Annotated in this window: 16 protein-coding genes; 11 read left to right on the forward strand and 5 right to left on the reverse strand. The window is 74.7% G+C overall.

All coding sequences use genetic code 11. The features are described 5' to 3' along the window. The first annotated feature begins 322 nt into the window (after positions 1-322). The 6 genes from GA0070622_RS15505 to GA0070622_RS15530 all read left to right on the forward strand — a co-directional run bounded on the left by GA0070622_RS15505 (position 323) and on the right by GA0070622_RS15530 (position 5,357). Positions 323-1,138 carry an AfsR/SARP family transcriptional regulator gene (locus GA0070622_RS15505; protein WP_176558771.1) on the forward strand — a complete coding sequence of 272 codons (816 nt, stop codon included), beginning with the start codon at positions 323-325 and terminating at the stop codon, positions 1,136-1,138. Between the two features lie 47 nt (positions 1,139-1,185). Continuing rightward, positions 1,186-2,319, forward strand: a complete 1,134-nt coding sequence (locus GA0070622_RS15510) for an acyl-CoA dehydrogenase family protein (protein ID WP_091573947.1) — start codon at positions 1,186-1,188, stop codon at positions 2,317-2,319. Between the two features lie 15 nt (positions 2,320-2,334). Continuing rightward, entirely contained in the window at positions 2,335-2,691 is a 357-nt protein-coding gene (locus GA0070622_RS15515; RefSeq protein ID WP_091573948.1) for an antibiotic biosynthesis monooxygenase, read from the forward strand. Between the two features lie 119 nt (positions 2,692-2,810). Continuing rightward, positions 2,811-3,494 carry a hypothetical protein gene (locus GA0070622_RS15520; RefSeq protein WP_091573949.1) on the forward strand — a complete coding sequence of 228 codons (684 nt, stop codon included), beginning with the start codon at positions 2,811-2,813 and terminating at the stop codon, positions 3,492-3,494. Between the two features lie 81 nt (positions 3,495-3,575). Then, a complete protein-coding gene (locus GA0070622_RS15525) occupies positions 3,576-4,304 on the forward strand; it encodes an SDR family NAD(P)-dependent oxidoreductase (protein ID WP_091573950.1) in 729 nt (242 codons plus the stop codon). Between the two features lie 15 nt (positions 4,305-4,319). Further along, positions 4,320-5,357, forward strand: a complete 1,038-nt coding sequence (locus GA0070622_RS15530) for an LLM class flavin-dependent oxidoreductase (protein WP_091573951.1) — start codon at positions 4,320-4,322, stop codon at positions 5,355-5,357. A 62-nt stretch (positions 5,358-5,419) separates the two neighbouring features. Here GA0070622_RS15530 and GA0070622_RS15535 read toward each other — a convergent pair whose 3' ends face one another. Further along, positions 5,420-5,953, reverse strand: coding sequence for a flavin reductase family protein (locus tag GA0070622_RS15535; RefSeq protein ID WP_091573952.1), 534 nt, complete (start codon positions 5,951-5,953; stop codon positions 5,420-5,422). Positions 5,954-6,132: 179 nt separating this feature from the next. Between GA0070622_RS15535 and accD the strand changes: the two genes are divergently transcribed. Further along, positions 6,133-7,845 carry an acetyl-CoA carboxylase, carboxyltransferase subunit beta gene (gene accD, locus GA0070622_RS15540; protein WP_091573953.1) on the forward strand — a complete coding sequence of 571 codons (1,713 nt, stop codon included), beginning with the start codon at positions 6,133-6,135 and terminating at the stop codon, positions 7,843-7,845. 89 nt (positions 7,846-7,934) lie between these two features. After that, positions 7,935-9,302: an acetyl-CoA carboxylase biotin carboxylase subunit gene (locus GA0070622_RS15545; protein WP_091573954.1), complete on the forward strand. Its 1,368-nt coding sequence runs from the start codon at positions 7,935-7,937 to the stop codon at positions 9,300-9,302. Positions 9,303-9,349: 47 nt separating this feature from the next. On the opposite strand, the gene GA0070622_RS15550 is transcribed toward GA0070622_RS15545, so the two are convergent. Next, positions 9,350-9,781, reverse strand: a complete 432-nt coding sequence (locus GA0070622_RS15550; protein WP_091573955.1) for a nuclear transport factor 2 family protein — start codon at positions 9,779-9,781, stop codon at positions 9,350-9,352. A 207-nt stretch (positions 9,782-9,988) separates the two neighbouring features. Here GA0070622_RS15550 and fabG point away from each other — a divergent pair, with 207 nt between their 5' ends. After that, on the forward strand, positions 9,989-10,771 hold the full coding sequence (gene fabG / locus GA0070622_RS15555; protein WP_091573956.1) for a 3-oxoacyl-ACP reductase FabG: 783 nt from the start codon (positions 9,989-9,991) through the stop codon (positions 10,769-10,771). Between the two features lie 23 nt (positions 10,772-10,794). Then, positions 10,795-11,289, forward strand: coding sequence for an acetyl-CoA carboxylase biotin carboxyl carrier protein (locus GA0070622_RS15560; protein WP_091573957.1), 495 nt, complete (start codon positions 10,795-10,797; stop codon positions 11,287-11,289). Positions 11,290-11,345: 56 nt separating this feature from the next. Here GA0070622_RS15560 and GA0070622_RS15565 read toward each other — a convergent pair whose 3' ends face one another. The 3 genes from GA0070622_RS15565 to GA0070622_RS15575 are packed head-to-tail and all read right to left on the reverse strand — an operon-like array spanning position 11,346 to position 12,984. Further along, positions 11,346-11,975 (reverse strand): DsbA family oxidoreductase, encoded by a 630-nt coding sequence (locus tag GA0070622_RS15565; RefSeq protein ID WP_091573958.1) that lies wholly within the window; start codon positions 11,973-11,975, stop codon positions 11,346-11,348. A 28-nt stretch (positions 11,976-12,003) separates the two neighbouring features. After that, positions 12,004-12,429 (reverse strand): DUF6069 family protein, encoded by a 426-nt coding sequence (locus tag GA0070622_RS33125; protein ID WP_245666324.1) that lies wholly within the window; start codon positions 12,427-12,429, stop codon positions 12,004-12,006. Positions 12,430-12,468: 39 nt separating this feature from the next. Beyond that, a complete protein-coding gene (locus GA0070622_RS15575; protein WP_141561870.1) occupies positions 12,469-12,984 on the reverse strand; it encodes a MarR family winged helix-turn-helix transcriptional regulator in 516 nt (171 codons plus the stop codon). 118 nt (positions 12,985-13,102) lie between these two features. Between GA0070622_RS15575 and GA0070622_RS15580 the strand changes: the two genes are divergently transcribed. After that, complete coding sequence (locus GA0070622_RS15580) at positions 13,103-14,866, forward strand: MFS transporter (RefSeq protein WP_091573960.1); 1,764 nt, start codon at positions 13,103-13,105, stop codon at positions 14,864-14,866. Positions 14,867-14,930 lie beyond the last annotated feature (64 nt).

The following is a 14,930-nucleotide window of genomic DNA, read 5'->3' on the forward strand; positions in this document are numbered from 1 at the left end:
AAAATTGTGTCGGCAGATGTGTCGAGCGGTCCGGCTTTCGCCGGCACTCGTTTGGAACTTCTGTCGGATAGTGTGTTGCGAGCCCGGCACAAATCACCGACCTCGACCGAATTCCCAGGTCAGCGCGACTGTCCGAAATGGTTGTGGCGTCGGTCACGCCTCGTTGGGTGTCCATCCCCCATCTATGATTGTCGACAGGTGTGAATGCACCGGGGGAATGCCGGTTCGGCCCCCGTCGTGGGAATTGCGAGTGCGGCGGGAAGGTGCGAGTGCCGATCGGCCTTAATTGTCCGTGAACAACGCCTGGCTCGGGGGAATCAAGGTGCGCTTCAATCTGCTCGGTCCGCTGGAAATCGTCGCCGACAACGGTAGGGCGGCGACGCTGAGCACACCCAAGGTGTGCCAGGTGCTCGCCCTGCTGCTCATCCGGCCCAACGAGATCGTCAGCGTCGGCGCGCTGGTCGAGGAACTCTGGGCGGACCACCCGCCCCGCAGCGCGGTGACCACGCTGCAGACGTACGTCTACCACGCCCGGCGCATCTTCGCGCAGCAGGAGCTGGTGCGGCCGGACCGGGAGCTGCTGGTGACGCGGCCGCCCGGCTACCTGGTCGACGTCACCGAGGACGAGGTCGACGCCGCCGTGTTCATCCGGCTCACCCGCCGTGGCCGGACACTGCTCGACGACGGCCGACTCGAGGAGGCGTCCCGGGTGCTGCGGGAGGCGCTCGACCTGTGGCGCGGCGCGGCACTCGCCAACGTCTCCGCCGGCACCGTGCTGCGCGGCCAGATCACCCACCTGGAGGAGCTGAAGATCCGGGCGATCGAGCTGCGGATGGAGGCCGAGCAGCGACTGGGCCGCCACCGGGAGCTGATCCCCGAGCTGCGTGCGCTGGTCTGCGCGTACCCGCTCAACGAGTGGTTCCACGCCCAGCTCATCACCGCGCTCAACCGGTCCGGCCGGCGGGCCGAGGCGTTGCAGGCCTACCACGACCTGCGCCGCATCCTCGACGAGGAACTGGGGGTCCTGCCCACCCCGGAGGTCCAGCAACTCCAGCTGGAGCTGCTCAACATCGGTCACCTGCCGCTGCCCGCCGACCGGGACCGAGCCGGCGTCGAGTTGTCCTCGAGCCCCTCCTGACACGGTACGGGCGACCGCCAGTCGTCCGTACCAGGAGGAGGCAGGACGTGCGCGATCAATTGTCCGAACGAGACGGTCTGCGGGCCGCCGCCGAGCAGGTCGCCGATCTGGCCGGCAAGCGCGCCGGCGCCGCCGAGGCGGAGCGGCGACTGCATCCGGAGGTGGTCCGGGCCGTCCTCGACGCCGGGTTCGCCCGGCACTTCGTGCCGGCCCGCTGGGGCGGCGACGCCGGGACGTTCACCGAGGTGTCCCGGGCGGTGGCGGCGATCGGCGAGAGCTGCGCCTCCACCGCCTGGTACGCCTCACTCACCGCCGGCCTGGGCCGGATGGCCGCCTACCTGCCGGCCGCCGGCCAGGCCGAGCTGTGGCGTGACGGTCCCGATCCGCTGATCGTCGGCGCGCTGATGCCGCTGGGCGAGGCGACACCCTCCGACGGCGGTTGGCGGCTCACCGGCCGGTGGCCGTACGTGAGCGCGGTCGAGTTCTCCGACTGGGCGCTGGTCTGCGCGATGGTCCGGACCGACGGCGGGCCGCGGGCGCGCTTCTTCGCCGTCCCCCGGGCGGCGTACGCGATCGAGGACACCTGGTTCACCGTCGGCATGCGGGCCACCGGGAGCAACACGCTCGTCCTCGACGACGTGCGGGTGTCCGCCGAGATGTCCTTCACCCGCGACGCGCTGGCCGCCGGCACGGCGGCCGAGGCGGACGCGCCCTGTCACCGGGTGCCGCTCAAGGCCGCCAACGGCCTGGGGTTCGCGGCGCCGATCCTCGGCACGGCGACCGGCGCGCTGAAGGTGTGGATGTCGTGGATCGCCGAGAAGGTGCGCACCGCTCCGGCGAACGGCATCACCGGCGGCCCCGGCTACGACGCGGTCCTGGCCCGCTCGGCGGCCGAGATCGACGCCGCCCGTCTGCTGCTGGACCGGGTCGCGGCGGTCGTCGACGGCGGGCCGGTCGGCGCGCTGGAGACCGCGCGCAACGGCCGGGACTGCGCCTTCGCCGTGGACCTGCTGGTCGGCGCCGTCGACCGGTTGTTCCGGGCCGCCGGCACCCGCGCCCAGGCCGACGGCAACGCCCTGCAACGCGCCTGGCGGGACGCCAACGCCGCGGCCAGTCACGTCGTCCTGCAGTTCGACCCCGCCGCCGCGGCCTACGCCGCGCAGGCGTGGCACCGCCCCTGACCGAAGGAGGACTCCGTGGTCGACCCCGCCCGGCCGGACGCCGGATTCATCGCCATCGTCACGCTCCGCACCGACGGGCCGGAACAGCAGCGCCAACTGCTCGACCTGCTCGTCCCCGACGTGCAGGAGTGGGTCCGGCACTGTCCCGGCTTCATCTCCGCCAACTACCACGTCAGCACCGACGGCACCCGGCTGGTCAACTACGCGCAGTGGGCCAGTGAGGAGGCGTACCGGGAGTCGTTCAAGCGCAACCCGCGCGCCGGCGCGCTGCGCGCGGCACTGGCCGCGATCCCCGGTGTGCGGGGCCCCGAGATGACCGGCTACACCCTGGCCCGCAGCATCCCGGCCGCCGCCGTCACCGAACCCGCCTGAGCCGTACGTCCCCTGTGGACGCGACGTCGAGCCGGCCTCGACCGGCCGTTGCGACCGTTGCTGCGCGCCCGGCGGCGCACGGACGCCGCCCGGGTTCACCCCGAATCGAGAGGACCGCAATGACCACTCGCACGACCTGGAAGCGCCGGCTGCTGGCGGTGGCGGCGCTGGGCGCGGTGGGGCTCGCCGCCACACCGGTCCCGGCCGCCGCCACCACCGGTGCGGTCGCCCCGACCGGCGCGGCCGCCGACAACCTGCTCCCGCCGACCGTGACCGGCACCGTTCCGGTCGACTACAGCTGCTACGTCACCTTCCCGGGCGGGTCGACGACGGTGCCGTTCAGCCTCACCTTCACCGCCTCGGCGCCGCAGAAGGTGGCGCCGTACCGGCCGTTCGCGGTCACCCTCGACCCGCAGGAGTGGACCCCGGACCCGAAGTTCAACCAGCAGGTGCGCACCGTCAAGGTCAGGTACAAGCTGCCGGACAACGCCTGGTACGTCTGGCACACCCTCTCCGGCGGCAAGAACCTGACCACGCCGCCGCAGGCGCAGTACGACTGGTCGACCCGGGTGCTCACCATCACCGAGACCGGCCCGCTGCCCGCCAGCGTGCCGTTCGACCTGCCGACCGTCACCGTCTACCTGCTCTCCGGCCCGAGCGGCACCGCCCGGACCACCACCGGCGGGACCAGCCTGACCGACCCGTCCTGGACCTGGGTCCGCACCGACCTGGAGGGCGTGGAGCGGCCGTTCGACTGCAACCCGGCGGCCCCGGTGGTGTTCACCAGCACCACCATCGGCTGACCGACCGGCACCACGGCGGGCGCCGGACCTGGTCCGGCGCCCGCGTCGTCCGACCGTCCGTACGCGGAAAGGAAGCAGGACATGACCGACAAGCCCGTCGCGCTGGTCACCGGATCCTCGTCCGGGATCGGCGCCGCGGTGGCCCGCCGGCTCGGCGGCGCCGGCTACCGCGTGGTGGTGAACTCCGCCCGGTCCCGGGAGGCGGGGGAGAAGCTCGCCGCCGAACTGCCCGACGCCGTCTACGTCGCCGCCGACGTCGCCGACCCGGCCGGGTCCGCCGGGCTGGTCGAGGCCGCCGTGCAGACGTACGGCCGCCTCGACGTCCTGGTCAACAACGCCGGCCGGACCCGCCTGATCCCGCACGCCGACCTGGCCGCCGCGACCCCCGAGGTGTGGCGGGAGATCCTCGACCTCAACCTGATCGGCACCTGGCAGACCACCGTCGCCGCGATGCCGCACCTCACCGCGACCGGCGCCGGCGCCGTGGTGAACGTGTCCTCCGTCGCGGGCAGCCGGCCCGCCGGAAGCTCCATCCCGTACGCGGTCAGCAAGGCCGCGGTGGAACACCTGACCCGGCTGCTGGCCAACGTCGTCGGGCCCCGGGTCCGGGTGAACGCCGTCGCGCCCGGCCTGATCGAGACACCGTGGACGGAGTCGTTCACCGCCATCGCCGAGAAGGTCCGGGAGAGCACCCCGCTGCGCCGGGTCGGCCGGCCCGAGGACGTCGCCGAGGCGGTGGCCGGCCTGGTCGCCGCGACCTACGTCACCGGCCAGGTCGTCCTGGTCGACGGCGGCGCCCACCTCATCTGAAGCCGGAGGCAACGCATGAAGCTCGCCGTGAACCTCGTCTACCAGGACGCCGCGCTGCTGGCCCGCACCGCCGAGGAGCTGGGCTACGCGGTCGCGCTCGCGCCCGAGGGATACCGCTCCGAGGCGGCCAGCCTGCTCGGCGCGGTGGCCGCGAGCACCGACCGTATCGGCCTGGCCTCCGGGGTCATGCAGATCCCCGCCCGGACACCGGGACTGGCCGCGCTGACCGCGGCGACGCTGGACGCGCTCAGCGGCGGGCGGTTCCGGCTCGGCCTGGGCGTCTCCAACGCCGAGGTCTCCGACGGCTGGTACGGCGTGCCCTTCGACGAGCCGTTGCGCCGCACCCGGGAGTACGTCGACATCGTCCGCGCCGCGCTGCGCGGCGGCCCGGTGCGCTACTCCGGCCGCCACTTCCGGCTGCCCCGTGACGGCGCGGGCAGCGCACCGCTGCACCTGCTCACCACCCCGCTGCGCGCGGACCTGCCGATCTGGCTGGCCGCCGTCGGTCCGAAGAACCTGCGGCTGGCGGGGGAGATCGCCGACGGGTGGATCGGGGTGTTCACCTCGCCGGCGCTCGCCGCCGAGGCGATCGGCCAGGTGCGCGCCGGCCGGGAAAGCGCCGGCCGGACGATGGCCGGGTTCGAGACGCTGCCCTGCCTGCCGACCGCGATCGCGGACGACGTGAGCGAGGCGGTGGACCTGGTCCGCGGCCAGTACGCGTACCTGCTCGGCATCGGCGACCCGGAGCGCAACGTGTACGTCGCGCTGGCCCGGCGCCTCGGCTACGTCGGCGAGGTGGAGAAGGTGCACGACCTGGTCCTCGCCGGCGACCGGGTCGCCGCCGGCGCGGCGGTGCCGGAGGGCTTCGTGCTCCAGACCGCGCTGGTCGGGCCGCCGGACCGGGTGGCGGGACGGATGCGCGAGTACGCCGAGGCCGGCGTGACCACGCTGGGCGTCATGGTGTCCGCCGCCGCGACCGACACCGCCGGCCGGGTGACGATCCTGCGCCGCGCGGCGCAGGCGCTGCGCCGGGCCGGGCTGGCCGAGGACTGACGACGACGTCGACGGCGGGGAGCGGCCGGCCCACCGGCGGCTCCCCGTCGGTCCGTCCGGACTCACCGCCGGGTCGCGGGTCCCACCGTGCCGAACGTGCGCTCCACGTAGAGCACCGGGTCGCGGGTGGGCGCCAGCTGGGCCGTCCGCACCAGACCGAGCAGGATCACGTGGTCGCCGGCCTCGTACTGCCGGTAGCGGTCGCACTCCAGCACCGCCGCCGCGCCGTCCACCACGGTCAGCCCGCCGGCGGTGCGCCGGAACCGGCCCTGGGCGAACTTGTCCTCCCGCTTGCTGGCGAACCGCCGCGCCAGCTCGGTGTGGTGGCTCTGCAGGATGCTCACCGCGAACCGCTCGCAGCCGGCGAAGACCGGGTACGAGTGCGCCGAGCGGGCCAGGCAGACCAGCACCAGCGGCGGCTCCAACGAGACCGAGCAGAACGAGTTGGCGGTGAAGCCGTACGGCACGCCGTCGGCGTCCCGGGTGGTCACCACGGTGACACCGGTCGGGAAGGACGCCATGGCGGCCCGGAAGTCGGCGGGGTCGAGCGCCTCCCGGCGGGCGTCGGCCCGCTCACGCGAATCCGCTGGGATCATCCTGGTTCCTCTGCTTCCGGTCGGGTGCGGCGAACCTCCCGCACCACGCTGGCCGCCGGGGCTCGAAGGCGGGTCGAACCGGGGTCGGACGCTCCGCCACCAGCGATCCTCGGTCCGCGTTCGAGCGCCCCGGGGTCGGATGGTCCGTGACCCGGTGCCGTGCCTGGAGGGTGGGAGCGATGACGCAGACGGTCGAGCGGACGCTGGAGGAGCCCCGCTGGGTGCTCTGCCCCGGCTGCGCCACGCCGGTGTACGGCCGGCGCTGGCAGCGCAACCTGCACGTCTGCCCCGAGTGCGGGCGGTACACGCCGCTGACCGCGCGCCGGCGACTGGAGCTGCTGGTCGACGACGGCCGCTACGAGCCGCTCGACCTGGACGCCCGCAGCGAGGACCCGTTGGGCTTCGTGGACACCGTGCCGTACCCGGCCCGGCTGGCCGAGGCGCGGGCCCGCACCGGCCTGCACGAGGCGGTGCTCTGCGCGCGGGGGCGGATCGGCGGCGCCCCGGCGGTGCTGGCGGTGATGGACTTCCGGTTCCTCGGCGGCAGCCTGGGCAGCGCCGTGGGGGAGCTGATCACCCTGGCCGCCGAGGTCGCGCTGGCCGAGCGGACGCCGCTGGTGATCGTCTCCGCCTCCGGTGGCGCCCGGATGCAGGAGGGCGTGCTGTCGCTGATGCAGATGGCCAAGACGGCCGCCGCGCTGGGCCAGCTCGACGAGGCCGGCGTGCTCACCGTCTCGCTGGTCACCGACCCCACCTACGGCGGGGTGGCCGCCTCCTTCGCGACGCTCTGCGACGTGATCCTGGCCGAGCCCGGCGCGCGGCTGGGCTTCGCCGGCCGCCGGGTCATCGAGCAGACCATCCGGGAGAAGCTGCCGCCGGAGTTCCAGACCGCCGAGTTCCTGCGGGAGCGCGGCGTGGTGGACCGGATCGTGCCGCGCGCGCGGCTGCGTACCGAGATCGGGCGGCTGCTGCGGGCGGCGGCCGACGCCGGCACGCCGGAGCCGGCCCCCGCCCCGGACGCCGCCGCGACGGTGCGCGACCCCCACCGGCTGCCCGAGGCGGACGCGTGGGAGCAGGTCCGCCGGGCCCGCGACCTGAGCCGGCCGACCACGGTCGACTACCTGGCCACCGCGTTCACCGACTTCCTGGAGCTGCACGGCGACCGGATCTCCGGTGACTGCCCGTCCGTGGTCGGCGGCCTCGCCCGGCTGGCCGGACGGCCGGTGGTGGTGATCGGCCAGCAGAAGGGCCACACCGCCGCCGAGCTGGCGCGCCGCAACTTCGGCATGCCGATGCCGTCGGGCTACCGCAAGGCGGCCCGGCTGATGCGGCTGGCCGAGAAGCTGCGGCTGCCGGTGGTGACGCTCGTGGACACGCCCGGCGCGTTCCCCGGCGCGGACGCCGAGGAGCGCGGGCAGGCCGTCGCGATCGCCGAGAACCTGCGGCTGATGTCCTCGCTCACCGTCGCGGTGGTCACCGTCGTCATCGGCGAGGGCGGCAGCGGCGGCGCGCTCGGCCTGGCGGTGGCCAACCGGGTGCTGGCGTTCGGTTCGGCGGTCTACTCGGTGATCTCGGCCGAGGGGTGCGCGGCGATCCTCTGGAAGGATCCGGCCGCCGCGCCCCGGGCCGCCGCCGCGCTCCGGGTGACCGCCCGGGACCTGCTGCGCCTCGGCGTGGTCGACGGTGTCCTGGTCGAACCCGACGGCGGCACCGGCGCCGACCCGTCGGCCGCCGCCGACGCGCTGCGCCGGGCCGTGGCGGAGGCGCTGCGCGACCTCGACGGCCTCACGCCGGCGCAGCTGCGCGCCGACCGGCGGGGCCGGTTCCGCCAGTACGGCTCCGCGCTGACCGTGGAGTCGGAGCTGCGGTCGATGACCGGCCCGCGCCGCTGACCGTCCGGATCGCCGCCGACCGACCCGACCCGGGCCCGTCGGCACCGTCGCCGCCCGACCGGGCGGCGTGGAGCGCACGAGGGAGAGCCGTGTTCCGTACCGTCCTGATCGCCAACCGGGGCGAGATCGCCCTCCGGGTCGCCCGCGCCTGCCGGGAGCTGGGCATCCGCACGGTCGCCGTGCACTCCACCGCGGACCGGGACTCGGCCGTGGTCCGGTTCGCCGACGAGGCGGTGCACATCGGACCGCCGCCGCCCCGGCAGAGCTACCTGTGCGCCGCGGCCGTGCTGGAGGCGGCCCGGCGCTGCGGGGCGGAGGCCGTCCACCCCGGGTACGGCTTCCTCTCCGAGGACCCGGACTTCGCCGAGGCCTGCGCGGCCGAGGGGATCGTGCTGGTCGGTCCGCCGCCGGAGGTGATGGCGAAGCTCGGTGACAAGGGCTCGGCCCGGGCGATCATGAAGGCGGCGGGCCTGCCGCTGCTCCCGGGCAGCCTCGACCCGCTCGGCCCGGAGGAGGCGCACGCGCTGGCCGACCGGATCGGCTACCCGGTGATCGTCAAGGCGGTGGCCGGCGGCGGCGGGCGGGGCATGCAGGTGGTGACCCGTTCGGCCGACTTCCCCGAGGTGCACCGGCGGACCAGCGCCACCGCGCAGATGCTCTTCGGCGACGGCCGGGTCTACGTCGAGCGCTACCTGCGCTCCGCCCGGCACGTCGAGATCCAGGTCCTCTGCGACGCGTACGGCAACGCGATCCACCTCGGCGAGCGGGACTGCAGCGTGCAACGCCGCCACCAGAAGCTGGTCGAGGAGACGCCGTCGCCGGGCCTGCCGGCGGGGCTGGCCGAGCGGATGGGCGCATCGGCGGTGGCCGGCGCGCGGGCGGTCGGCTACGTCGGGGCGGGCACCTTCGAGTTCCTCGTCGACCCCGACGGCGGGTTCCACTTCATGGAGGTCAACTGCCGCATCCAGGTGGAACACCCGGTGACCGAGATGGTCACCGGGGTGGATCTGGTGCAGCAGCAGTTGCGGGTGGCGGCGGGGGAGCGGCTCGGGTTGACCCAGGACGACATCCGTCCCCGCGGGGTGTCCGTCGAGTGCCGGCTCAACGCCGAGGACCCGGAGCGGGACTTCGCCCCCACCCCCGGGGTGATCGAGGAGTTCGTCGCCCCGTCCGGCCCGTTCGTGCGCGTCGACACGCACGCCCACCCTGGCTACCGGGTCCCGCCGAACTACGACTCGCTGCTGGCGAAGCTGGTCGTGTGGGCGCCCGACCGGGACGCGGCCATCGCCCGGATGCTGCGGGCCCTCGACGAGACCCGGGTGACCGGGCCCCGGATCGCCACCACGCGGGACTTCCTGCGCCGGGTGGTCGACCATCCGCTGTTCCGGGCCGCCGAGCACGACACCGCTCTGGTGGACCGGCTCCTCGGCGCCGAGGCGGTGGCGGCGGACCGGTGACCGACGGCCCCGGGGCGACCACGCGTCGCCCCGGGGCCCGGCCCGGTTCAGGCCAGCCGGTCGTGGTCCACGGTGCGGGAGCGGACGAGCAGGTTGCCCTCGCCGTCGCGCACCAGCACGTCACGCACCACGCAGCTCGGCGCGATCGTCACGTTCCGCTCGGGCCGGGTGGTGACCACCAGGGCGTAGTAGGTCGCCTGGACCGACCCGTCCTCCCGCGGCTCCAGCCAGAGCTGGTTGAACCAGTGCCGCCGGATCACCGGGTCCTCGGCGAAGCGCTGGTGGAACCGGTTCAGCTCGGCGACGATGCCGTCCCGGCCGAGGGCCGGCGGCTGCTGCGGGGTGTGGGTGAACTCGCCGTCCTCGGTGAACGTCGCCGCGTACGCGGGGAAGTCGCCGCCGTCGAGCAGCTGCATCTGGCGGGCGTGGAAGTGCTGGACCTCGACGTACAGGTCGGTGAGGCTCTGCGTACCGATCATCGTGCTCCTCGTCCCATCGAGAGGGGGCGGCGGCGGGTCGCCGCCGTGGCCCGGCCGACCACGGCCCCACGGTGCCCGGCCCGGCTCGAACCGTCCTCGAGAACGCGGCCAGCGACCGGGCGTTCCAGGCCGGTTCGACGCCGGCTCGAGGCCGCCGCGCGAAGGTCGGACGGTCATCCGCCGAACCGAGTGGCCCGTGGAGGGACCGTGGAGAGAACCCAGCCGGTCGCAGTCGTGACCGGGGCGACCAGTGGCATCGGGCTGTCCGTCACCCGGCGGTTGGCCCGGGACGGGCACCGCGTCTTCGTCTGCTCCCGTCACGACGAGGAGTTGGCCGCGACGGTCAAGAGCCTCGTCGAGGAGGGATTCGACGCCGACGGCGAGGCGTGCGACGTGTCGGTGCCGGCCGACGTGCGCCGGTTCGTGGCCGCCGCGGTGGCCCGGTACGGCCCGCTGGACGTCCTGGTGAACAACGCCGGGCGCAGCGGCGGCGGCGCGACGGCCGAGATCGACGACGAGCTGTGGCTGGACGTGATCAACACCAACCTGAACAGCGTCTTCCTGATGACCAAGGCGGCGCTGACCACCGGCGGCATGCTGGCGCGGGGACGGGGGCGCGTGATCAACATCGCGTCGACCGGGGGCAAGCAGGGCGTGGTGCACGCCGCGCCGTACTCGGCCTCCAAGCACGGCGTGGTCGGCTTCACCAAGGCGCTCGGGCTGGAGCTGGCGCGCACCGGCGTCACGGTGAACGCGGTCTGCCCCGGGTTCGTGGAGACGCCGATGGCGCAGCGCGTGCGCGCGCACTACGCCGACATCTGGGGGGTCTCCGAGGAGGAGACGTTCGACCGGATCACCACCCGGGTGCCCATCGGCCGCTACGTCCGGCCCGACGAGGTCGCCGCGATGGTCGCGTACCTGGTGCACGACGACGCGGCGGCGGTGACCGCGCAGGCGCTGAACGTCTGCGGCGGTCTGGGCAACTACTGAGCGACGGACCGGAAGAGGTTGGCATGAGCCCAGAGAACGACGACGGCACCGACCGGGAGCCGGATCTGACCGCCGCCCTGGACGCCGTCCGGCGCAGCACCCTGCGACTGCTCGCCGACCTGCCCCGGCCGCCGACGGCGCTGCGGATCCGGGCCGGCGCGCTGACCCTGGAGGCGGAGTGGGCGACGGTCGGCGCGCCGGTGGCGGTGGCGCCGGCCGCCGAGCCGGTGGGCGTGGCCGCGCCGGTCACCGCGGCCGAGGGTGACCCCGCCCGGCACGTGGTGCGCGCGCCGACGGTGGGGGTCTTCTACCGGTCGCCGGAGCCGGGGGCGAAGCCGTTCGTCACCGAGGGGGACATCGTCCAACCGGGCCAGCAGGTGGGCATCGTCGAGGCGATGAAGCTGATGATCCCGGTGCACGCCGACGCGCACGGCACCGTCACCGAGGTGTTGCGCGCCGACGGCGCCCCGGTGGAGTACGACGAGCCGCTGATCGCCCTGTCCCCACTGGACGGGTGAGCGGCCCCCGCGCCCGCGCGGCGCCGGCCCGGACCACGTCCGGGCCGGCGCCGCCGTCACGGCCGGCTGGGCGTGGCGGCCCGGGCGAGCAGGGCCCGGTAGTCGTCCACGGACAACGCGCCGGTGGCCCGCTCCCGTCGGTCGACCACCACGGTCGGCACACCGGTGACGCCGGGCGCGCCGGCCTCGGCGCGGACCTGCGCCGCGTACCGGTCGCCGTCGAGCACCCGCCGGGTCTCCGCCGGGTCCAGGCCGACCTCGGTGGCGAGGCCGACCAGCACGTCGTGGTCGGCCACGTTGACGTTCTCGGTCAGGTGGGCCCGGAACAGCCGCTCGGTCATCTCGTCGCGCGACCCGGCGGCGTCGGCCAGGTGGCACAGCCGGTGGGCGTCGAAGGAGCTGACCGGGCGGGTGGTGGCGAGGTTCAGCTCCAGCCCTTCCTGCGCACCGAGCGTGCGGATCCAGCCGAAGAGCTTGGTCACCTCCGCCTCCGTGCGGCCGCGCCAGCGCACCATCACCTCGCCCAGCGTGAGGTCGGGGGTACGCCGGTGGCCCGGCCGCAGTTCGAAGGCCCGCCAGGTGATCCGGGTGTCCGGGTCGCCGTGGTCGGCCAACGCGCGTGCCAACCTCCGCTTCCCGATCCAGCACCAGGGGCACATGATGTCGGCCCAGACCTCCACCAGCACGGCGTTCCTCCTCTCCTCGCCCGGCCGCTCAGGCGGCCCGGCCGGTGCGGCGCAGCCCCGGGATGAGCACGGCGGCCAGCGCGGCGTGCACGAGCGCGACCGCCACCCGGTCGGCCAGCCGGAAGCCCGGCAGGTAGGGCAGGCTGAGCAGGAACACGACCAGGGCGACGCCGGTCCACACCGCCCGGGCCCGGGCCGGGGCGGTGAAGCGTTCCAGCACGGCCAGCAGCGCCCAGCCGGCCAGGCAGGCCAGCGCGGCGGCGAAGGTGACCGCGCTGAGGGTCAGCGGTTCGGTCTCGGACGAGGCGGGCCGCTGCGGCACGCGGATCTCGCCGGCCACGGCGTCGGCGACGGCGAACACCACGACCGCGGCGACCACCGCCGCCACGACGACCACGGCCCGGGTGGCCCGGCGTCCCAGGGCGGGGCGGGCCTCTCCGATGGCGCTGCTCATGCTCTGCTCCCTCTGCTTGTCGGTGGCCGGGCCGGTCTCTCAGCCCGGCTCGGGGGTTCCGCCGGCCGGGCTGTCCGGGACCTCCCAGGACAGGTCCAGCGCGGCGATGTACCTCATGTGCTCGGCCTGGAACCGCCGGCCGGCGTCGATGAAGCCCTCGATGAGTGCGAGTTCCTCGGTGGAGTACTTCTCGAAGTTGCGCAGCGACCACGCCACCACCGGCCCGTAGAGCTGCTGGCTGACGTGGTCGGCCAGCGGGGTGAGCCGGACCAGCACCCGACGCCGGTCGGCCGGGTCCTTCACCCGCTCGACCAGCCCGCGCTCGGCGAGCCGGTCGACGACGGTGGTCAGCGCGTTGGGGCTGATGCCGCAGGCCTGGGCCAGGACGCTGGCCGGCATCGGCCCCTCGCTCAGGGCGTCGAGGCACCGCCCGTCGGTGCGGTTGATGCCGATCTTGTGGAAGGCGGCGTCGTCCAGCAGATCGGTCTGCAGGCGGGACGCCCGCCAGGTCCGCATCAACGCGTAGACCACCTCGTCCCGCGTTCTCCTTGACATGGTCACTCCGAACCCCGAATACTTCGGACTTAGAAGGTATCGACTTTCGAACTTTTTCGCTACTGCCTCCCGGTGGGCGTTTCAGCACCCGCCGGGGCGCTCCGACGAACGGGACGACATGACCGACAACGTGGCCCTCGCGCCCGCGTCGACGGTGGCCGGCGGAGCCTACCGGTGGCGCTGGCCCGCCTTCGCCGTCGTACTGCTGGCCTCGATCATGGACCTGCTCGACACCCTGGTCACCAACATCGCGGCGCCGTCCATCCGGGCGGAGCTGGGCGGCGGGCCGGCGCTGATCCAGTGGCTCGGCGCCGGCTACACCCTGGCCCTCGCCGCCGGCCTGATCACCGGTGGCCGGCTCGGCGACCTCTACGGCCGCAAGCGGGTCTTCCTGGTCGGCGCGGCCGGGTTCACCGTGGCCTCGCTGCTCTGCGCGGTCGCGACGTCCCCCGGCACGCTGGTCGGCGCGCGGGTGGTGCAGGGCCTGTTCGGCGCCGTGATGCTGCCCCAGGGCCTGGGCGTGATCCGGGCGATGTTCCCGGCGCAGGAGCTGGGCAAGGCCTTCGGGGTGTTCGGCCCGGCGATGGGGCTGGCCTCGGTGGCCGGCCCGGTGCTCGCCGGCGCCCTGGTGAGCGCCGACGTGTGGGGCACCGGCTGGCGGATGATCTTCCTGATCAACCTGCCGCTGGGGCTGTTCGCCGTGGTCGCCGGCGCCCGCTACCTGCCCGGCGGCCAGACCAGCGGCGCGCGGCGGCTGGACGTGCCCGGCGCGCTGCTCGCCGCCGTGGCCGCGCTGCTGCTGGTCTACCCGGTGGTGCAGGGGCGGGAACTGGGCTGGCCGGCCTGGGCGTTCGCCATGATCGCGCTGTCCCTGGTGCTCTTCGTGGTGTTCGCCCGGATCGAGACGCGGGTGCACCGCCGTGGCGGCGACCCGCTGATCGTGCCGACCCTGTTCCGCAACCGGGCCTTCACCGGCGGCCTCGCCACCGGGCTGGCCATCTTCACCTCGATGGTCGGGTTCGGCCTGGTGCTCGCCGTGTTCCTCCAGGTCGGGCTCGGCTACTCCCCGCTCAGGGCGGGCCTGACCGTGCTGCCGCAGGCGCTCGGCAGCATGGTCGGCTTCGCGTTCGCCGGCGCCGGGCTCTCCGCCCGGCTGGGTCGCCGCTCCCTGCAACTCGGCATCCTGCTGATGCTGGTCGGCCTCGCCGCGGTGGCGCTGGTGCTGCGGGCCGACGGCGCCGGCGTCTCGCCCTGGCACCTCGCCGGGCCGCTGCTGGTCTACGGGTCCGGCCTGGGCCTGTTCCTGTCCCCGTTCTTCGACATCGTGCTCGCCGGCGTGCGCCCACAGGAATACGGCTCCGCCTCCGGCACGATGACCGCGATCCAGCAGTTCGGCGGCGCGCTCGGCGCCGCGGTGCTGGGCACGGTGTTCTTCGGCGTGCTCGTCGGGCAGGTCTCCGGCGCGGTCGACACCGGCGCGGCCGACCTGCGGGCCCGGCTCGGCGCGGTCGGCGTGGCCGCGTCCGACCAGGACCGGCTGGTGGCCGACGTGCGCGCCTGCGGTCGGGCCGGTGCCCAGGCGAGCGACCCGGCCCGGGTGCCGGCCGCCTGCGCCCGCCTGGGCGAGAGCACCACGCGGGTCGCGGCGGCCAGCGCCGACCCGCGCGCGGTCGGCGAGGCGGTGGAGGCCGCCGCCCGCGACGCCGGCCGGGCCGGCTTCTCCGGCACGCTGGTCCGCACCATCGGCGTCTCCGCGGCGTTGCTGGTGGCGGCGTTCCTGCTGACCATGCTGCTGCCGCCGTTCGCCCGCCGCTGGCAGCCCGGCGGCGGGACCGGCGAGCGCGCCGCCGCCGCGCCCCCGCAACCGACGGCCGCGACCTGACCGGGCGCGCCGACGAGCCGACAACCTCCACACTAGACACCGGCGACCCGCGCCGGCGGAAGGA

Origin of the sequence: Micromonospora sediminicola (genome assembly GCF_900089585.1) — a bacterium.
Lineage (GTDB): Bacteria > Actinomycetota > Actinomycetes > Mycobacteriales > Micromonosporaceae > Micromonospora > Micromonospora sediminicola.